The sequence below is a fragment of the Chlorogloea sp. CCALA 695 genome (genome assembly GCF_003003885.1).
Classification (GTDB): domain Bacteria; phylum Cyanobacteriota; class Cyanobacteriia; order Cyanobacteriales; family Chroococcidiopsidaceae; genus Aliterella.
The window spans coordinates 18,401-39,063 of sequence record NZ_PVWN01000018.1 but is presented as its reverse complement, the minus strand read 5'-3'; the positions used below and the strand labels follow the sequence as shown (position 1 = coordinate 39,063).

The 20,663-nt window shown below is 40.2% G+C and carries 18 protein-coding genes; 6 read left to right on the top strand and 12 right to left on the bottom strand.

From position 1 onward, the window contains the following. Positions 1–6: 6 nt before the first annotated feature. Genes C7B70_RS11675 through C7B70_RS11665 form a run of 3 tightly spaced genes read right to left on the bottom strand, consistent with a single transcriptional unit; the run spans position 7 to position 2,505 of the window. Complete coding sequence (locus C7B70_RS11675; protein WP_106369223.1) at positions 7–855, bottom strand: NgoPII family restriction endonuclease; 849 nt, start codon at positions 853–855, stop codon at positions 7–9. A 2-nt stretch (positions 856–857) separates the two neighbouring features. Next, positions 858–1,910, bottom strand: a complete 1,053-nt coding sequence (locus tag C7B70_RS11670; protein WP_106369222.1) for a DNA cytosine methyltransferase — start codon at positions 1,908–1,910, stop codon at positions 858–860. Between the two features lie 10 nt (positions 1,911–1,920). Next, positions 1,921–2,505 (bottom strand): PAP/fibrillin family protein, encoded by a 585-nt coding sequence (locus tag C7B70_RS11665; RefSeq protein WP_106369221.1) that lies wholly within the window; start codon positions 2,503–2,505, stop codon positions 1,921–1,923. 117 nt (positions 2,506–2,622) lie between these two features. Here C7B70_RS11665 and C7B70_RS11660 point away from each other — a divergent pair, with 117 nt between their 5' ends. Further along, complete coding sequence (locus tag C7B70_RS11660; RefSeq protein ID WP_106369220.1) at positions 2,623–2,874, top strand: DUF3134 family protein; 252 nt, start codon at positions 2,623–2,625, stop codon at positions 2,872–2,874. A gap of 89 nt (positions 2,875–2,963) precedes the next feature. After that, the gene (gene mraY, locus C7B70_RS11655; RefSeq protein WP_106369219.1) at positions 2,964–4,055 is read left to right on the top strand and encodes a phospho-N-acetylmuramoyl-pentapeptide-transferase; all 1,092 of its coding nucleotides are present in this window, start codon (positions 2,964–2,966) and stop codon (positions 4,053–4,055) included. Here the strand turns inward: mraY and C7B70_RS11650 are convergent. From C7B70_RS11650 to C7B70_RS11625, 6 genes are all read right to left on the bottom strand, one after another. Then, positions 4,045–4,566, bottom strand: a complete 522-nt coding sequence (locus tag C7B70_RS11650; protein ID WP_106369218.1) for a hypothetical protein — start codon at positions 4,564–4,566, stop codon at positions 4,045–4,047. The genes mraY and C7B70_RS11650 overlap by 11 nt on opposite strands. Before the next feature lie 32 nt (positions 4,567–4,598). Next, complete coding sequence (locus C7B70_RS11645) at positions 4,599–7,406, bottom strand: response regulator (RefSeq protein ID WP_106369217.1); 2,808 nt, start codon at positions 7,404–7,406, stop codon at positions 4,599–4,601. Positions 7,407–7,467: 61 nt separating this feature from the next. Continuing rightward, positions 7,468–10,875, bottom strand: a complete 3,408-nt coding sequence (locus C7B70_RS11640) for a GAF domain-containing protein (RefSeq protein WP_106369216.1) — start codon at positions 10,873–10,875, stop codon at positions 7,468–7,470. Positions 10,876–10,881: 6 nt separating this feature from the next. Further along, positions 10,882–11,418: a chemotaxis protein CheW gene (locus C7B70_RS11635; protein ID WP_106369215.1), complete on the bottom strand. Its 537-nt coding sequence runs from the start codon at positions 11,416–11,418 to the stop codon at positions 10,882–10,884. Positions 11,419–11,429: 11 nt separating this feature from the next. Then, positions 11,430–11,792, bottom strand: coding sequence for a PleD family two-component system response regulator (locus C7B70_RS11630; RefSeq protein WP_106369214.1), 363 nt, complete (start codon positions 11,790–11,792; stop codon positions 11,430–11,432). A 54-nt stretch (positions 11,793–11,846) separates the two neighbouring features. After that, positions 11,847–13,043 (bottom strand): response regulator, encoded by a 1,197-nt coding sequence (locus C7B70_RS11625; protein ID WP_158260485.1) that lies wholly within the window; start codon positions 13,041–13,043, stop codon positions 11,847–11,849. A gap of 300 nt (positions 13,044–13,343) precedes the next feature. On the opposite strand from C7B70_RS11625, the gene rpsD reads away from it, so the two are divergent. The 3 genes from rpsD (at position 13,344) to C7B70_RS11610 (ending at position 17,405) form a co-directional block, all read left to right on the top strand. After that, positions 13,344–13,952 (top strand): 30S ribosomal protein S4, encoded by a 609-nt coding sequence (rpsD, locus tag C7B70_RS11620; protein ID WP_106369212.1) that lies wholly within the window; start codon positions 13,344–13,346, stop codon positions 13,950–13,952. Between the two features lie 227 nt (positions 13,953–14,179). Next, on the top strand, positions 14,180–16,369 hold the full coding sequence (locus tag C7B70_RS11615; RefSeq protein WP_106369258.1) for a M48 family metalloprotease: 2,190 nt from the start codon (positions 14,180–14,182) through the stop codon (positions 16,367–16,369). A gap of 523 nt (positions 16,370–16,892) precedes the next feature. Further along, positions 16,893–17,405: an RNA-binding protein gene (locus tag C7B70_RS11610; protein ID WP_106369211.1), complete on the top strand. Its 513-nt coding sequence runs from the start codon at positions 16,893–16,895 to the stop codon at positions 17,403–17,405. 42 nt (positions 17,406–17,447) lie between these two features. Here the strand turns inward: C7B70_RS11610 and C7B70_RS11605 are convergent, their stop codons facing one another. Further along, complete coding sequence (locus C7B70_RS11605; RefSeq protein WP_106369210.1) at positions 17,448–17,852, bottom strand: hypothetical protein; 405 nt, start codon at positions 17,850–17,852, stop codon at positions 17,448–17,450. Positions 17,853–18,293: 441 nt separating this feature from the next. Between C7B70_RS11605 and C7B70_RS11600 the strand changes: the two genes are divergently transcribed. Continuing rightward, entirely contained in the window at positions 18,294–19,580 is a 1,287-nt protein-coding gene (locus C7B70_RS11600) for a glycosyltransferase family 1 protein (RefSeq protein WP_106369209.1), read from the top strand. Positions 19,581–19,599: 19 nt separating this feature from the next. Here C7B70_RS11600 and C7B70_RS27675 read toward each other — a convergent pair whose 3' ends face one another. After that, positions 19,600–19,782, bottom strand: a complete 183-nt coding sequence (locus C7B70_RS27675; protein ID WP_233220901.1) for a hypothetical protein — start codon at positions 19,780–19,782, stop codon at positions 19,600–19,602. Positions 19,783–19,877: 95 nt separating this feature from the next. After that, the gene (locus C7B70_RS11595) at positions 19,878–20,624 is read right to left on the bottom strand and encodes a type I restriction enzyme HsdR N-terminal domain-containing protein (protein WP_106369208.1); all 747 of its coding nucleotides are present in this window, start codon (positions 20,622–20,624) and stop codon (positions 19,878–19,880) included. Between the last annotated feature and the right edge of the window lie 39 nt (positions 20,625–20,663).

The following is a 20,663-nucleotide window of genomic DNA, read 5'->3' as shown; positions in this document are numbered from 1 at the left end:
GTCTTCTTAGACTTGATAATTTATAAGTTTTGCTGAAATAAGTTTAACTGGGTTGTCTAGTGACTTAATTTTGATATTCTTGATGACTAAATCGGGATTATTTAAAGATTCAAGTTGTTTTCGATCTTCAATTGGAAAGGACAGATATTTAGTTTCTTGAATTAGAATAAACAATCGAAAGCTTTTATTTAACTTGTAATCAATATCAATATAATTGTAAACATTTCTAGGGTTTTCTATCTGCCACATTCCCCTTATTCTTAAATCAGTTATTCCTAAAGGATCTATTTTGTTGACTCTCCCTAATTCTTTTGTAACACTAAACTCAACTGAACTAATTTCACTAACTCCTTGAGAAATTTTATTTTTAATCTTTTCATAGGTTTCTCGGCTTGCAGCATAACACTCTCCATAAATCAACCATAAGATTTCTAATTTATTATTTGCAAAACATCCAGTAGCATAAATAATATCTTTTTCTGTCCAGCTTTCGCAATTACGACAAGTAGAGGTAATCATTGGACTATCAAAAAATAATTTTGCTGAAGGATAAGAGCTATTTAATGCTATTTTGCCCGTTCCCAATCCTACTTTTTTTACTTCTACTGCATCTCCTCCCTTTATCATTAAATCCGGTAGGTTATTAGCATTCCCAGAATAGGAAAATAACTTGCTATAAGCTTCATACTTAGAACTTGCATCAGTTTCACTTACAGTATTAGCAAATATATCTTTAACAAAAGCTTCCAAAGCATCGCCCACAGCATTAATTCTATTTTGGCTACGGTAAAAGCTTGCTACGTCTGGAATCTTACTATTGACTATTACTCGAACAGCTTGCAAAATATTTGTCATGTTTAAATAAGATTTAAGCTTAGTTGTAATGGTACATATCTCGCAGTATCACTGTTTTGTAATTGATTACTATCAGATAAATCTTTTTTTATAGCTTGAGCGATCGCATAACTAAAATTGACAGGTACAGCATTGCCAATCATTTTATAACCTGCAACTATGTTTTTATAGTGAAATATAAAATTATCCGGGAAAGTTTGAATCCTTGCACACTCTCTAACAGATAATCTTCTATAAGGTGCTGGAGATTCAGTGTCAAAAATCCATTTATCTGTACCTACACAAATCATTTTATTCGCCTGGGGATGAATGGGAGCATGACGAGCGCCAGCTTGAATTGTGAAAGAAGATTCATCCCAAGCACGAACTCGATTTCGTGACATATAAATGCTAGAAAATCCGCCTTGCATATATTCATGATTGGGAAATATACAGGTTTGAGCCTTCAACTTATGATCAGATTGCACTGTTTCAAGCAAGTCTCTTATTGCTGTGCGTAAGGTAGGTATAGGAGTTGTTTTTACTATTGAGTTAAAATCAAACCTCTTATTTAAGCTATGATGATAACCCACAAAAATTACCCGTTTCCTATCTTGAGGAACGTTATAACTTACAGCATTAAGTAATTTAAAAGAAACACTATAGTTAGCCTTTTCAAAAGATTCAACAATACTTTTAATCGAGCTACTGTGTTTTTTGTGAAGCATTCCTGAAACATTTTCAGCTAAGAAAAATAAAGGCTGCTTTTCTTGCAAAATCCGCACATAATCAGAGAAAAGTAGTCCTCGCTCATCATTGATTCCTCTTTGAGTACCAGCTTCACTCCAACTTTGACAAGGTGGGCCGCCAATAATTCCTACACAATCTGGTATTTCTTGAGAATCAATTTTTCTAATGTCTCTTTTATCTAAAAATGTTGAAGGATGATTTTGCTCGTAAGTCTCCCAAATATCTTTATCAAATTCATTTGCCCATACGACATTGAAACTAGCTTGAGAAAATCCTAAATCAAGCCCACCACAACCAGAAAAAAGCGATACAATCTCAAATCCCATACCAACAAGTTTAAACTTTAGCTAATACAAATACGCTACCTTCATTTCCTCGCCCAATCCGCAAATCGCTATCTAAATAAGTTATATCTAACCATCCTTGTTGTTCGCGGCTATCGATCGCAAAACTAATAGCTGTAAACTTATGATTAGACTCAATTTGGTCAATAAAACTAGCGGGGGATTGATAGCTAATTAACCGTTGCAAACCTAAAATTGAGCGTTTAAACTTTACTTGCACCCGTTTTTCGCTCAAGGGTTCAAACTCCGCCGCCACACTTACTAATCCTTCTAAATAAGGTAAGCCGTAAATCTCGGCAATGTTGTAAACACTGCTAGTTTTGACGCGAATCGATTGATAAATTTGACCGAGTTTTAATAGAGGGAAGCGATCAATATTCAGTAAGCCAGAACTTGTGGTATAAAGTAGCCGCCAGTCGCCATTTAGTAACTCTGAAGCCTCTATAGGGCGCGGTGTAGGGTTTCGCTCTTCTAACTGGGCGATCGCACCTAATATTGCTTGTTTTTCTGACTCGGTGGCTAGTAAACCGCGATTTTTCCCGGCGAGTTCTTCTATTAATGCTGATTTTACAAACATTGGTTTAATAATAATTATCTAATTATTATCCTCTTTCCCACTCAGGAAAAATAACGCATCTCTAAATAATGTTAAACTTTGTACTATAATTGAATCCGTTTATTTAAACATTTCCCTATGCCAACTTCGCCCCTACAAGAACAGCCCCGCAATCGAGTAGCATCGGTAATTCCTGCGAGGAACGAGTTGTCAATCTTAGACTGGTTAAGAGCTAGTGGTAGATTAGTAGCGCGCGATCGCAGTGAAACAGATCCCGTTGCTCAAGGTGAACCCCTGTCAGACATTGCTGATATTATCGATCCTGACGATCCTAACTACGATGATGACTTTGAAGATAACGACGAGCCAGCAGAAGAAGAAGCGGGTTAACGGTTGTTAGTCATTTTAGTTATTGGTAAGAAGCTTTGAGAAACTACTTAGGGCTTCTTACTTGCTAAGTACCGATCTAAAAAAATATTGTGGAAGCAAAATCTCCTAGCTTATTATTCAATCTTTCGGGAACTAGCTTACTGGTAGCTCTGAGTATAGTGTTGAGCGGTGGGGCGTTGACGAGAGATTTGATCGCTAGTCGCTTACCTTGGCAACTAGATTCGCTAAGTTTGCCTTTTTTGCTCTGTGCGATCGCTACAGCATTGCTAGGCTACTGGGTAATTCCGATGCTAGTAAGGCTAAAAACTGGGCAAATTGTCAGAGAAGACGGGCCCCAAGCTCATTTAAAAAAAGCTGGTACTCCTACTATGGGCGGGGTGTTTTTTGTCCCGGTAGCAATTATTTTTGCGATATTATTGTCGGGGTGGAAGGCGGAAGTATTGGCGGTGTCTGCCTTAACAATGGGTTACGCGCTGATTGGTTGGTTAGATGATTGGCAAATTTTGCGCTACAAGTCTAATAAAGGTATTTCGCCCAAACTAAAATTAGCTTTACAAATTGGCTTTGCTGTGCTGTTTTGCTTGTGGCTGGCGTGGAGTCACAGTGATATTACCAATATTGCGCTACCTTTTAAAGTTGTATTGCCTTTAGGCTTGCTATTTTGGCTATTGGCAGTGTTTGTATTGGTAGCAGAGAGCAATGCAACTAACTTAACGGATGGCGTTGATGGTTTAGCCGCCGGGACAAGTGCGATCGCATTATTAGGATTAGGGGTATTAGTTGCACCAAGTCACCCCGGATTAATGACCTTTTGCGCTTGTACGAGCGGTAGCTGTATGGGGTTTCTCGTCCACAATCGCAACAAGGCGCGGGTTTTTATGGGCGATACGGGTTCTTTGGCTTTGGGGGGCGCTTTAGCCTCCGTAGCGCTGTTAACTAATACATTGTGGGCATTATTTGTATTGAGTGGGATCTTTTTTGTCGAAACTCTTTCAGTAATGGCACAGGTAAGTTATTACAAAGCAACAAAAGGCGAGGATGGAGTAGGTAAGCGGTTGTTTAAAATGGCTCCCTTACACCATCATCTAGAACTTTCGGGTTGGTCAGAAGTTCAGGTAGTAGCTACCTTTTACCTAATTGGCGGTATTTTGGCGTTGCTGTGCTTAGTGACTAAGGCTTAGAAATTATCGGCACGATCGCGCGATCGCTACCATCAATGCAAGTATTCATCGCCTGAATAGGTGTAACATCAATCTCGCGGCGCAAACCAACTACACATTCAGCAAAACGTACTGGTAGCAAGCTAAGACGGCAATAATTAAGCACTTCGGGAATTGTCTCCTCTTGGCTATTAACACTAATTCCCACTACACAAGTAGCCAATTCATCCGGCTGTCTAACTTGAGTGCAAGTAGCTAAAGCATCGGTTGCTAATATATTTGTTTGCCTTTGAATGTCGTAGACACAAGTAGCTAATCTTTTGGGATTCAAAGCGTTGGCGCAAGCAGTTGAGACAGCTTCGGCGGAGACGTTGAGCGCTAATAATCGCGCAGAGCAATAACGATAATCATTGAGGTAGGTAGAGGGTACAGAAGCCGCCATCGCCGGGAAATTTAGCGCTAATCCAGAAATTGCGAAGGAAGTAGCGGCAATTGACCAATTAAACTTACTATTTTGTTTGAAATTAAACATATTACTTAGAGTTACTTGAAAGAATTTTAAGACTAAATAGCTGGTTTAGGGTTGTTTTCAATTAAACTTGCGATCGCATTTAAAACTTCTCCATCTATGTAAGGCTTAGTTAAGTAAGCATTAGCGCCTAATTCTTGGGCAATCTGTCTATACTTGTCGCTACTACGAGAAGTCAGCATAATTACCGGAATTTGTTGCAGCACAGAGTCTTGCAACCGATGGCTTAAAAACTTAAATCCATTCATTCCCGGCATTTCAACATCAGAAATTATCAAGTTGATAGTTGGATGCAGCAAGACTTGGGCAACAGCTTCAGTACCATCTTTAGCTTGCCATACTTGATAACCTACTTTTTGCAGCATTAAAGCTAAGTTGTGACGCACAGTAACCGAATCATCTATGAGCAAAATTTGGGACTGATTATTGGTTGGAGTTGATTGGGTACTAATAACTACGGGCGGTAACTGAGCGATTAAGGCGCTACTATCAATTATTAAGCTCAAACGCCCGTCTGCTAAAACGCAACATCCTAATACATAACTTGGCGGAGTAATTAGTTTACCTACGGGTTTGATGACTAATTCTTGTTCGCCAATAACGCGATCAACTTCTAGCCCTACTAATTCCGTACCTTGACGCACTAAAAGTACCGGAAGCGAATCGCCTGCAAAAGAATCAATAGATTGCAAAATTGTTGATAGTTTGCGAATAGGTACTATAGCGCCGTTTCCTGGTGGTTGCCAAACTTTTTGACCATCATGCCAATGTTTAATTTGGTCAGTTTGAGGGATGATAATTTGCTCAACCGCTTCGCTGATAAAACCGCACAGGCGATCGCCTACTTCTACCACCAAAACTTTAGCAATTTTGAGGCTGATAGGAATTTGCAGTAAAAATGTTGTACCTTGCCCTGAGTGCGATCGCACGGTAATTGTGCCTTGCAAAGCTTCGATTTGGGTGCGAACTACATCTAACCCAATCCCGCGCCCCGATAAATCGCTTAGTTGAGACGCGGTTGTAAATCCCGGCGTAAATAATAAATCGATTAATTTGTCTTCTGTAATGCTTTGGGCTTGTTCGGGGGCAATTAAATCTAGCTCTAAAGCGCGATCGCCTATCTTCTCAAAATCTAAACCTTTGCCATCATCTCCTACAGCTATAACCGTCCAACGCTCTTGTTTGTAAGCTTTGATAAATATTTCCCCAACCTCTGGTTTGCCAGCTTGGGCGCGGGTTTCACTACTTTCTAGACCATGATCGAAGGCATTACGAACCAAGTGCAGTAAAGGATCGTAGAGCTTTTCGGCAATTGCTTTATCAACTAATATTTCTGTCCCACTAATTTCTAATTGGGCTTGTTTTCCATGTCCGGCAACCAATTGTTGCAATACTCTATAGAAGCGATTAAATATTTCTCCCACAGGTAACATTTGAGCAGAAAGCAAGTCATCGCGGACGTTAGTTAATAGCCGTTGTTGTTTTTCGAGGATTTGAATTGAGGAAGCGCTAAATAAATCTACTTCTTCAATACTTTCAGCAATTTGTACCGAATCATCCCAGGCTAAATCTAATAGAGGTTGAAATTCGTGATAAATATCTGCTGACAAAGCATTATTAGCGTTAGTTTGCGGTTCTAACATCAAATCCGACCAATATTCGCGGATTTGTTTAAGGTTTTTTTGATGTTGGGCTAATTGCTGCTGCAATGAATTGATAGTTTCTTGGATGCGTTCATCGGCTGCAACTTGGCGGTTTTGATTGGTGAGCATTTCGCCAGACAAATAATTGAGGCGTTGGAGTTTGGCTATTTCAACCCGAATTTGGGCAGAAGGTGCTACTAGGGGTTCTTTAGAACGTTCTGGTTTTAGCTCAAAATCCTCTATTGGGGTTTCTTGATCAACTAAGTTACCAAATACTCCATCCATTGATAACTCTAGAGATTCTTCGCCAAAGTCCCAGTTATCGACATTACTCGTAAAAAGCTCATCCTCTATTTCGCCACTAATCAACTGCTCTAAAAGTGCTGGATCGGGCATATCTAATTCTAGAGATTGGTTGCTAATCGCCCATTCTTGAAGCGCAAAACTTGGTTCGCCGCCTTCAGTGCGATCGCCTTTTATTACTGCTTCTTGTCCTTGTTCAAAGTCTGCTAAGGCAAGACGGGCAATAGTTACAGCTTCATCAGGGTGTGTATTTAGAGCAGTTAGGGTAGCGGATGCGATCGCGCCAAAACCTGGTAAACCCAACGATTCCGCTAGTCCCATAAATACGGTAGCTTGTTCTTGCAATAGCAAAGCTATACTTTCTACTTCCGGATTTTCTAAAGCTGTGGTTAATTCCTTTAGCCTTTTGCTGACTCCGGTTGTAAAAATTGACTCTGTAATATCAAACCCTAATTCAGCAGATGTTGGCATCAAAGCTTCATTATTAAAGAAATCGCCCAACTTTACTTGCAATAGAGCAAATACATCGGCGGCGCGATTGAGAATAGCTGCTTCATCAATAGTATTAGCTGTAAGTTCGGCAGTTAAAGGGATATGCAAGCATTCATAAATTTGAAATAACAAAGCTTCTAGTTCAGAATCAATAACTACTTCGGGGTTATAAAGAGTTTTAAACACATCTTCTAAATAATGCGCCACCGTTTTAATTGTCTCTAACCCAACACAAGCCGCCGAACCTTTAAGCGTATGCGTCATTCGCATTAAGTTGTGTACTTTAGCGTTGCTACGATCTTCGCCTAAGCTGTACAAATCGCGCTCAATATTTTCTAATAGTTCTGGCGCTTCGATTAAAAATAAATCACGAGTCTCGTCGTTGATAGTGCGGTTAGTTGTCATAGGGTTAGGGGTGATTTATTTTCCCCCTTAAAAAAGGGGGGATCTATTTTTGGCGCATCAACTAACTAACTCTAAATCGCTGCACGCTAGATTGCAGATTTTCAGCCGTTACAAGCAACTCTTGGAAAGATTGAGAAATTTGCATCGATCCTTCTGATGTTCTGGTTGCAACTACAGCTAAATCGGCGATGGTTTGGGTTACAGCTTCTGATTGTTGAGTTTGAGCCAAGGTTGAAGTAGTAATTCCCTGAACTAATTGACCAATTTGCGCTGTAGAAAGGGCGATCGCATCTAGGCTAAGGCGCGTTTGGTTAACTAAATCAGTTCCTTGGTTTACCTGCTCAATTCCTGTTTCCATTGCCAAAGCTACATCAATAGTTTCAGCTTGAATTTCCTGCACCAATTTTTCAATTTCTGTAGTTGCTTTTGCCGACTGACGAGCTAAAGAGCGTACTTCATCGGCTACCACTGCAAACCCGCGCCCGTATTCTCCCGCTCTTGTCGCTTCAATTGCCGCATTCAAGGCGAGTAATTGTGTCTGAGTTGAAAAATTACTAATCAAACTAACTACTCGTGAGATTTTTTGCGACGATTCTCCCAACCGCTTAATCTTTTTCCCGGTATCGGTGACAGTTTTTTTAATTTCTAAAATCCCGTCTACAGTGCGACTCATCGCCGCGTTACCTGTTTCTACCGTGTGATTTGTTTGCTGCAATGCTACTTCTACTTGTTGGGCTTTGTTGCTGACAACTTGAGTAACATTAACCATTTCTTGAATTTGCTCTAAGGTATCACTGAGTTCTTCAACTTGGTATTGGGCTTGAGTTGACAGGTTAACAATTGCCGACTCGCTATTATTAGACGTTAAAGCCACACTATCGGCAGCATTTTTGACTTGAATTACCAGCTTGCGTAGGCTTTGAATCGTATTATTGTAAGCATCGGCGATCGTGCCTAATTCGTCTTCAGTAATAGTTGCTCTTACGGTCAAATCTCCTTCTAAAGCAGGGCGTACAGCTATTAATAACTGCACGGCGGTTTGCTGGAGTTTTTCTTTGGCGGCTCTTTCCCGTTTTCCCGCATCCAGCAATTTTTGCGCTTGCACTTGGACTTTTTCTAAAGTAGCGGCTTGTTGAATGGCAATGCCAAATTGAGTCCCAATTTGATTTACCAAATTTTCCTCAGATTCTTCCCACTGACGCGGGGCGGAATTTTGATAAGTTGATAGCAAACCCCACAGTTTTTCTCCCGCAAAAATTGGGATAGTAATGTAAGCCCTAGCTTCAAAACGTTCTAAGCTTTCAATGTAACAAGGCGAAAAGCCTGCTTCATAAATATCATTAACCCTAAAGCCTGCTTTTTCTTGACGATATCTCCCGCCTTGATTTTCTTTAAGGTAAGTGTCTTCATAGCGATTATTTCCCTTTGCCATACCGCGCACGCTATCGCAGTCAACGAGATCGCTCTTTAGTTTTTGCGCCGCCAGAGGTGTCCAGCCGCCACCTACCGACTCGGAGACAACTTCACCACTCCAATCAGGATTGAAGCGATAGACAATGACGCGATCGGCGGCTAACAACTTACGCACTTCTTGGCTAGTAGTTCTAAAAATTGTATCCAAGTCAAGAGACTTACGGATTTTATCAATTACTCTAGCTACTGTGCGTTCTTGCTGCGCTATTTGCGTTAATTGCCTAGTTTTTGCTTCTACTTGTTGTAAATATTCAGCTTGCTGCAAAGCAATACCAAATTGAGTGCCAATTTGAGTTAGCAATTTTTCCTCGGATTTTTGCCACTGGCGCGGTGCAGAATTTTGGTAAGTAGCAAGTAATCCCCAGAGCTTGTCGCCGACAAAAATAGATGTAGTTAGATAGGCTTTGGCTTCTATCTGCTCCATTGATTCTAGGTATTGAGCCGAAAATCCTACTTTATAAATATCGTCAACGGAGAATGATTGTCTATTACGATCTTGAGCGGCTAGTGCTTGTTGTTGATAGATAGAAGTACCGGGTTTAAGGCTTTGCAAACCCGCACAATCGCCTACTTTTTCTTTAAACCCTTTACTAATTACCGGAGTCCAGCCGGGTGCTACAGATTCGGCGACAAATTCACCGCTCCAATCGGCATTGAAGCGATAAACTACTACTCTATCTACTTGGAGTAATTGGCGGACTTCTTGGGTAGTTGTGTTAAATACTATATCAATGTCTAAGGATTGACGAATTTTCTCGATAATTTTGGCTACAGCGCGCTCTTGCTGGGCTATTTGGGCTAATTCTTCGTTTTTGGCATTGACTTGCTGCAAATACTCCGCCTGACGCAGGGCTACACCTAATTGCGTACCTACTTGAGCTAACGAATTTACGTCTACTTCTTCCCACTGGCGCGGCGCAGAGTTTTGGTAAGCGGCGAGTAATCCCCACAAATCGCCACCAAAGAAAATTGGCGCGACCGCGTAGGCTCTAATTTGAAACTCTTCCAAGCTACTAATATGACAAGGCGTGTAACTAGCTTTGTAGATATCATCAACGGCGTAGGTTTCGTTGCGACTATACCTACCACCTTGGTTTTCTTGTAAATAAGTATCGTCCCAAACTGGGTTATTTCCATTTTTCACCAAAGAAATCAAGCCCGGCGCAACGGCTTCATAGACATATTGTCCGCTCCAGTCTGGATGAAATTTGTAAACTGCTATGCGATCGGCTTTTAATAGTTGCAGTAGTTCGTGAGTCGTAGTGGCAAAGACTGCATCTACATCAAAGGAAAGACGAATTTTATCCATCACCTTAGCGGATACTTGAGTAGAGGCGCGGGTAAATTCGTTTTGACGAATTTGTTTTAGTCTAAATTCTACCCCTTGGACTGTAAGCATTAGCTCTAAGGCTAGGCGCTCTAACAAACTAATTTCTGCTTCTTCCCACTGGCGCGGATTAAAGCATTGCTGAACCACAAGCAACCCCCACACTTCCCGCTCTACTAATATAGGTAAGCTGATACTAGCTTTAACTTGAAAGCGCTCTAGCAACTGTTGTTGGTAGGGCGTAGTACCTGTATTATTCGCTATTTCGACAATTTGCTTAGTTAAATAGGTACTGGCTTCATCTTCGCCAAACCAGGTAGCAGGGAGAATTTCACCTAAAGTTGGTGTCCATTCTCTAGCGATCGCTTCCGCTACTACTATTCCTTTATTATTTGATTCAAACCGATAAATTAATACTCGATCTGTTTTCAAGGTATTGCGAATTTCGTTAACAGTTGTGGCAAATAAAGCCTCCAAAGACGGCGACTGGCGCATTTGTACTGCGATCGCCGATAGGTTTTGGCGCTGGATTTTAAAAGAGCTTTGGCTGTTGCTATTGGGGGGCGGATCTATTTTTAGTTTTTGGTTAGTTTGGGCGATCGCCAAGGGTTGAGAAATGTTTGGCGAGTTGCTGCTACGATCTTCACGAGAGGAAAATAGTTTAATCACGGTAGGTTAAGTTTTTAAATAAAGGTTAGAATTTGCATTGCCAATGAGCAGTGAATGGGCGATCGCCTTGACATCGATTATAATTGTCCCCGAATCGCTCAAATACCCCTGCATAAAGGGTAATAGCTGGTCTGGAAACAACTGCGCGGTGGGGGGTTGAATTAAGTCTAATTCGTGCCATTCAATATCGTTTACTTGAGTCACTACTAGCCCCAAATATTGACTGTCAATCTGTGCAACTATCACGGCTATATTAGAAACATAGCTTGATGTACTAACAAGCGGTAGACCAATTATTTGATCTATAGCGACATTCCACAGCATTTCGTCCCGCCAGTTATAAATACCTAGTACGCCTTTGGGCATTTGTGGTATTGGGAGGATGGCATTTCTGGGTATATGCAGAACTTCGGCTATGTCCTCAACTTTGACTAAAGCGGCTAATTCTTGACTTAAGTTAAAGTGCAAAAATTTTTGCGCGTTAGTTTGACTGAAATCTGTAGCTACATCCAAACTATTAAGGAATTCTGGTTTAAAAATCATCAAACCTGGGTTTATTTCATTAGTTTTTGCACCAGTTGAATTAATTCCAACCGATCTACAGGCTTAGGCAAATAAGCGTCTGCGCCCAGCATATTCCCCCACATTTTATCTACTTCAGTATTTTTAGTCGAACAAAGGACTACAGGAATCTGCTGAGTTTGAGGATCGGCTTTAAGTTCTCGACACAACTCAAAGCCACTTTGACCAGGTAAGATCACATCTAAAATAATCAAATCTAGTTTGTGCTTAATTAACTTATCAAGCATCTCCTCGCCACTAGTAACGCTAACTACGCTTAAACCTGCTTGCTGTAAATAACCAGTCAGGATTTGAAGTTGAACTAAGCTATCTTCAACAATTAGGACAGTACGCATAAATCCACCGAAACAATAAACTTTTAGCCACCGAAAAAAATCTTTAAAACCTTGCTATCGTTGTGTATCGATCTTTTTTTTGTCTGAAAAAAGCGGTAAATACTTGCGGACAACGGCTAACACTTGCTCTGGTTTAATTGGTTTGCTTAAAAACTCTGACGAACCGACAATTTTTGCTCTCACCCGGTCTACAATTCCGTCATTGCCTGTCAAAATTATCACAGGAATATTTTTAAACTGAGAAATTCGCCGAATTTGGCTGCAAACTTCGTAACCGTTGGCAATGGGCATCATTAAGTCAAGAAATATTAAAGATGGTTGACTTTCGAGCAATACTGGTAAAGCTTCTACCGCATTATCGATGCCAACAAACCTGTAGCCCGCTCCAGTTAAAATATTTTCCATTAGTTGCCCCATAATTCGGCTATCGTCTATGCAGGCAATGAGGGGAGAATCTTTAGCTCCTTTGGTGGTGGGCGTTTTGACTGGCGCTTTTAGAGTATTTTCTAAGCCATTTCCCGTAGCCGGAGGTAGTAAATCACCAATTTTGATTAACTCCATGATCCCCTGCCGAATGTAGGGATTCAATAAGCGTGTTACAAGTAGCAAATCTTGCTTCATTAATACAGCCAAATCACGCAGCGTCCTTTCTCCATCCACAATTTTTACAAGAGTTTTGTAAACTGGGGCGGAGGTATGCTGCTGTAGTTGTTCTCTTTGGCTCAACAATACGGCAGCGTTGGGTGAGATATTTTTTAAGCCAGCTTTGCACCATTTTTCCCAGGCTTGACTAGAGTATAAAACTGCGTGCTTAGGATTAAGTAACGTCAATGAAGCATTTGAGAGATTTTGCCGACTTCTTGTAAATGTTAATTGTCCGAGTTGTTCTTGCTGTAGCAAATCGAATAATACTTCTGTAACAGTATTGCGAATTACTCTAACGGCTTCCTCTCCTTTTACTTCCTGCTTTTTTACTAAACTAATTAGTAGCTGATATTCGCCTAAATCCCAATTATTTTTTGGCACGTGCTTTTGGCTACTAATTTGAGGGCAGTATTGAGTTGTTAGTCGCTCCCAGCGCTTGATTAAATGTACTCCCCCGGTAGCCCAAATCAATCTACCTAGACAAAAATACAAGCTCCATTGCTGATTATCGGTAGCTATTACTTCTAACCTGCCTGTAAACTGCTGTTGTTGACAGATTTCTATTTCCTTTACGAGGCTATTGGTAGTTGAAGTATTAACAGTCATTATCATTATCTATCAATTTCTCTAGCTACGGGCGATCGCACTTGACTAATTTCTTGCCAAAAGCAAACTTATTTTGCTCTTACTTAAGTAATATCACTGATTTACTTAGTTGTCATGGATACAATAGAGCAATTAAAATTCATTATTAGCTAACAACTTCTATTATTGCCCATTTTTCCGACAGCCAAGCAAAGTAATTTTTTGAAAATAAATAGCCACTACCTTGCCCTAGTAGCTATTGACTGCTACAATCATATATTTGGCAAACTTTAAGCGTAATTAGTAGATACAGGAAAATTCATGTCCCGATACAGAGGACCACGATTAAGAATAATTCGTCGCCTGGGAGACTTACCAGGATTGACGCGCAAAAGCGCTAAACGAGCTTACCCACCAGGTCAGCACGGACAAAATCGCAAAAAGCGATCGGAATACGCCGTTCGTTTAGAAGAAAAGCAAAAGCTGCGGATGAACTACGGTTTGACCGAAAAGCAAATGCTAAGATACGTGCGTAGAGCAAGACGAGTTACAGGTTCTACTGGGCAAGTATTGCTACAACTATTAGAAATGCGTTTAGACAATACCGTATTTCGGTTAGGGATGGCTCCCACTATACCGGCTGCTCGTCAATTGGTAAATCACGGTCACGTAACCGTAAACGGTCGTGTCGTTGATATTGCAAGTTACCAATGTCGCCCTGGCGAAACTGTTGCAGTCAAAGACCGAGAAGCATCGCGCAAACTGGTAGAAGCAAATTTGCAATATCCAGGTTTAGCAAATTTGCCTAGTCATCTAGAATTTGACAAAAACAAGATGGTAGGCAAAGTCAATAGCTTAGTAGAGCGCGAATGGGTAGCGCTGCAAGTGAACGAACTACTGGTTGTTGAGTATTATTCCAGACAAGCTTAGTTTTCTATTGGCTATTACCACCGTGCGGCTGCGGTGAGCCATTTACAGAATTGTTATCGTGTTGAGCAAGCTTCCTAAATCTGTTGATTAGGGAGCTTGTTTGATTTTGGGTGTTGATTGGGCATAAAAGTAGCGATCGCCACGAAAACTCAAACTAGACAACAATTGTTAATTATCAGCTAAATCTGGGTATGTTAAAAACACATCCCTGTCGGAGCGTGTTTTTTATGGCTGCGGTTCCCGAATCGCCTCTAGAAGATGGATTGACGGCGTTAAAGCAAGGTAACTTTGATAAGGCGATCGCCGAATTTGAAACTGTTTGTCAAAATTCCTCTCAGCCAACAGCTACCAAGGTAGAAGCCCAAAAAGGTTTGGTAGATGCCTATGTGGGGAAGGGAGAAGATCGTAAAGCAATTTATTTATTAAAAATTCTTAGTCAAAGTAGCGATCCTCAAGTCAGAAAATGGGCTACTGATAATTATCCTCAACTTGTAAAACCCCTACCTATCGACGCAACAGGATTTGTAGCCTTTGAGGAAGTACAGCAAAAAGTTGTTAAGCAAGAAGTGGTTTCTGTAGCCATTGAGCCTGTAATCACTCCTGTAGAGCCAGCAATAACTAAAAAAGCACTTACCCCTTTTGAATGGCACGCCTCCAGAGCGCAACGATGGCAACCTTTAAAAGAAGTTAATTTTGCCCCTTTGTGGCTGTTAATGGCTGGAAGTGTAACGGCGCTTTTTTTGCTACTACGAGAGTTGCTGAAGTTTGTCATGCTCTTTATCAACGATCTGCTCGTTAAACTGCCTTATTTTGAGCCATTTCAACCCTTTTATCACGACCCATCAAATTTGTTGCGTCTTTTGCTCTTATTACTAGCCATTGGCTCTCCCTGGTTGCTAGACAGGCTTTTGCAGTCTAGTTATGGGATACAACCTTTAACTATTAGTCAGCTTGCCAATTATAGCCCCGAATCAGGGCGGGTATTACAACGCTTTTGCCGTCAACAAGGTTGGCGTTTGCCTGAATTAGTCATTTTACCTACTTCCGCGCCCGTAGCCTTCACCTATGGCAATCTTCGGCGCACGGCTCGCATTGCTGTTAGTCAAGGATTACTCGAACAATTGGCTGAAGATGAAATTGCTAGTATCTACACAGCGCAACTAGGACATATTGCTAGTTGGGATTTTGCAGTTATGTCTTTATTTATGGTGCTAAGTCAAGGGATTTATGCGGTTTATCGCTACGTAGCAATCTGGGGCGATCGCACGACCAATGCAAATATGAAAATTGCGGCGGTAACAATTTCTAGCGTTGCTTACGGTTTGTGGTGGTTGCTCTGTCGTCCGGCTTTGTGGTTGTCTCAATTGCGAATATATTATAGCGATAGGTTCGCTGTTAGTTTTACTGGCAATCCTAACGGCTTAACTCGCGCGTTAATCAAACTGGCGATCGGTATTACTCAAGACATTCAGCAAAAAGAATGCACTAGCTTTTTATTAGAAAGCTTAAACCTGTTTATGCCTATAAGCTGTGATCAAGCTATTACTTTAGGAAGTCTTTATCCTGAAATTGAGCCAATTTTGGCTTGGGATTGTCTTAATCCTTATCGTTATTTACTTGCGCTCAATAATACTCATCCTCTAATTGGCGATCGCATTCAACGCCTAAACACCATAGCTCAATCTTGGCATCTCGAAACAGAGCTAAAGTTGCCTCCCTCATCCAACGTAGCGCTCGATTTGCCTAAGTTAGTACGGCAATGGCAGTTTGTACTTAATAACAGGGCGTTCTTACAATTTACTGCGGTTTTTGGACTGGTTTCGGGTTTGGTTTTGGGAGCAATAGCTTGGCTAATTGGGGCAATTTCTCTAGTAATCTGGATTCCAGGGCTTGCTTGGATGTATGGCGACTGGTTGCTAATTAAAGCTTTTATTCCTATTGCGTTGAGTATTAGCCTATTTTTGCGGATAAATTTTTTGTTTCCAGATATTACACCCGCCTCTGCCGCCGCTACTCCAAGTTTAACCGACCAAGGGGCAAACCTAAAAGCTTTGCCTATCGATAGCCATCCTGTACGCCTCAAAGGTAAGCTTTTGGGGCGACAAGGTATAGCTAACCACTTGGGACAAGACTTGCTCTTGAATTCTCCTCAAGGCTTAGTTAAACTACATTATCAGTCTGCCCTAGGTTCTATTGGTAATCTTTTTTTAAGGCAATCCCTCAATCCAACAGATTTATTAGGTCGCCATATTTTAGTTACAGGTTGGTTTCGTCGCGGTGCTAATAGCTGGATTGATCTGCATAGTTTGCAAACCCAAGCTGGCAAAGTTAGCCATAGTTTTCAACCGCTTTGGGCTACTATTATGGCAAGTGCGATCGCTCTTTACGGTACTGCCGCAATCGTTTTGGGTAGATAAAATCTAAAAATAAATTGCAGCCTTTTTCTGATAATGTTACATTTAGTTACATATAGTTTTTGCAATTAAAAAAAGCCAAGCAGCAAGTATTAATCACTGGTAACAATTTTCTCAGCCGCCAATATCCGCACTAAGAAGGACGGAATTAGGTAGGTAAGAACCCAAGTATTGCTAAAGGTGGAATTATATGCAATTAACTACCCTACAAGCTCTGAGCGTGATATTGTAAAAAATAGTGTCACCGTTACAGGTTAGTAGCATTAGAAACGTTGCTCATGGCAAAAAGGCGATCAACTGAACAAATCATCAAATGAGAAAGCAGTTGTAAAGCCAAATTTTTTTCAGGAGATTAATAATTGAAATACTGAATTAACAAACTGCACCTGTAAGGTATAGATAAGCTAGATAAAATTTAAAAATTAGTTAGTGGCAGCAAGAGTCAATGTCACTTTATTATCAGCAAATCTCAACTAAGCGGTTCGATGCCAAATTATTTTTTTGTCAATTTGTAGAGGAATAGTTCATGTCAGTTCGTTTATATATTGGTAATCTGCCCAAAGAAGAAGTAGAACGTCAAGACCTGCAAGCAGTTTTTGCAGAGGAAGGCGATTCAGTAGTTACTAAAGTAATTAAAGACCGCAAAACAGGCAAATGTCGCGGCTTTGGCTTTGTAACTGTCAATGATGACGAACACGCTGACAAAATAATTGAAAAATTTAATGGTTATTTATTTAAAGATATACCTATAAAAATCGAGAAAGCTTTACCTCGTACCAAAGGTGCAGAGGAAGACGGCGAACAGCGTCCGATGGATAATGAGGCGAGTCCTATTACCAGTAGCGTAACTTCAGATAAACCAGCCCCAACTAAGCGCACCACCAGCAACAATAGCAACAATAAAAAATCTCGTCGCCCTGCTAGTACCACAACAACTAGCACCACCGAAACTAGCGAAGGAGTACAACCCGATCCTCGCTGGGCTGCGGATTTAGAAAAGCTCAAGCAAATGTTGGCAGCCCAAACTACGAATGGGTAATGGCTAATGGGTAATGGGTAATTGTTGCCCATTACCCTATTTTTAAGAAACTGAAGAATTTGGTAGAGGAATTTCTAGCCAGGCTTCTAAATGCGATCGCAATTGATGAGCAAAATCTGAACGTTGGTTAAATAGTTCAGTACGCACAGGTTTACGTTCTTTGTCTAACTCCCAGCCATAATCGCTACTAAGGCGGAGTTTATTTTGCCAATCTGCTATAGATACGACTAACTTTGAAGTCGGGCTATGATTGCTGTCATCAACGACAAAGACATAGTTAAAATTATTTTGGGTAGCCGCCGCAATCGTTGAAGGTTGACCGCACAATAACTCTAAACGCGATCGCACTAGGGCGACCAAATCCTCATCACCAATATCTTCCAATGGTCGGACTGCCAGTGTCAAAGCAAAGTAAAAATCTTCAATTGGCACAAACTCTAATTGCATAGCGCTATTGTAATGAACTAATTAATACTCTATTAAACTTTTCACCTTTAACTAATACTTAGTTTAAGTCGTTGAAGCAAAACAATTTTGACTGCTTGCAACTAACTTCGTTTAGGCTAAATATAAGATAAAATGTAAATAATAATACCTGTGATAGTCTATTAAATTGAGAAAAGTTTATTTAGTAACTAAAATAGCTTAAAATACCCTATACATACCAAGATTGGGGGATTGACAAAAATTTTAAAATACACTTTATGCCTGAAAAAAGCCGCAAGACGGACAATTAGAGTATATAAAATCTTTCCCGCAGTGGATGCCCAGAATTTTAATCAACTTTATATTAATTAACAGGAATCAAAAATATTCTGCTCCACTAAAAGGAAACCGCCCAAAGCGGACTCTATATAAAACTTAGTTAAAATCTGGTAATTATCAGCTATGAATACCTCAAATCGAAAGCACATTGCCTTAATTTCAGTTCACGGCGATCCTGCAATTGAAATAGGGAAAGAAGAAGCTGGTGGACAGAATGTTTACGTGCGCCAAGTAGGGGAAGCGTTAGCTCTCCTTGGATGGCAAGTAGATATGTTTACCCGCAAAGCCAACGCCGAGCAAGCCGCAATCGTTCAACACTCTTCTAATTGTAGAACAATTCGTTTAGTGGCTGGGCCTGAAGAATTTGTACCAAGAGATAATATATTTCCCTACGCTGCTGAATTTGTCCAGCAAATATTAAAGTTTCAAAAAGATAATGGGATTAAGTATGCTTTGGTTCATACTAACTACTGGATCTCTGCTTGGGTGGGAATGCAGTTAAAGAAAATTCAAGGTAGCAAGCAAGTTCATACTTATCACTCCTTGGGCTATGTCAAATACAAATCAGTTCCAACAGTTCCTTTAATTGCTAAGAAGCGATTAGATGTTGAGAAAGCAGTGCTAGAAACGGCTGAAAGTATTGTAGCAACGAGTCCTCAAGAAAAAGTCCATATGCGACAGTTGGTATCGAAACAAGGAAATATTGATATAATTCCTTGCGGTACAGATATTCATCGTTTTGGTTCGGTAACTAGAGCGCAAGCGAGACAAGAATTAGACATAGATCCCGAATCATTGGTAATTTTATATGTAGGTAGATTCGATCCTCGTAAAGGGATTGAAACGCTAGTTAGAGCCGTAGGTCAATCGCAACTACGGGGTAAAAAAGATATAAAGTTAATTATTGGTGGTGGTTCGCGTCCGGGACAAAGCGACGGTATGGAACGCGATCGCATTGAAAGTATTGTAGCTGAATTAGGAATGACCGATATTACTGTCTTCCCCGGTCGTTTGGGTGACGAGACATTGCATAATTACTATGCGGCGGCGGATGTGTGCGTTGTACCCAGTCATTACGAACCCTTTGGATTAGTAGCAATCGAAGCAATGGCAAGTGCAACCCCAGTAATTGCCAGTGATGTAGGCGGATTGCAGTTTACAGTAGTTCCTGAAGAAACAGGGTTACTTGCACCAGCAAAAGATGACGCGGCTTTCTCCCAAGCAATAGATCGCATTCTTTCATTATCTCCAGAAGAACGGGAAAAAATGGGCGTTGCAGCGAGAAGACGAGTAGAAAAACTGTTTAGCTGGGAAGGTGTAGCAGTTCAATTAGGCGATTTATATACCGATCTAATGCAGCCAAAAAAACAGCTTGCGACAGTTAAGCAAAAAGAAGCCGTTAGCGCTTAATTATCTTTGCATCGAGATTTTATAGTGGTGTAGTAGTGTTGTCTATTTTGGTATACAAAAGCTGTTTCCGTCCGGTGTTGGTTGGGTGGATTAGGTAGATGTAAGTATACAAGTTTTGGGCATTGAGACAAAAATCGCCCATCTTGTAGATATCGTTCGATGATATTTTGAGCTTTGCCTCCCCAACCAACAAACTTTTCATCCCAGTTGCTAATTGCTAACTAGCGATCGCACCTGGTGCAGTAGCGGCGGATTCTGTTACCCGTTGCAGATGTACAATATCGCTCCTGTAACTATTTAGTACGTGATAGAAACTAATTTTTCAAAATGTTGACGCTCAAAAAATTGTTGCTTGTCAGCAAATTGACCGCATGGATCGTAATATACTTTATTTCCTTGAACGTTAAAAAAAGCTCCTTTTGTTTTTAGCTGCTGATTTTTCAGTTTAAATACTATTGTATTAGTTGTATACTTTCCATATTTTTTCACGAGGTAAGTAAAACTTTCAAAATTTCCATTCTCAGCTTTTTCAAACTCTACTAAATTGCTATCAATGTCATTGCCTTCTGTTAAAATCAAGTTTTCTACATCTTGAAAATTTCTAAGATGTTTATCTTCAAAATTGTCTAATTCATTTACTATTTTAGTAAATAGTATAATTTGATGATAGTTATATAAAATCCCTAGGTTGCAACGAGCATTTTTTAGATATCTTTTGATCTGAGGGTAATGATTTGGCAAATTTGTATTTTCTCGTTTTACTTCCACAATTATTAGCGGAGCTTGATGAGGCTTAAAATTATGATTTCTTTCTCTTCTATATATTTCTATATCATGATTGTTTGATTCAATTTTAATATTAATTTTATTAGCTAATAATCCACTTTCTTTAATTAGATAGTGAATAAACATCTGTCTGACTAACTCCTCTGGTCTTCCATTAAGTGCAATTTCTGTTTTCCTAATTAAACATCTTGTGTATTTCTGATTGTTTTTAGGATATATATCAAGCTTGCTTTGCATTTCTGCGTTTAAATGAATCATAAATAGTTTGAAATTGAGTAACAGTTGATAAAATTTTTT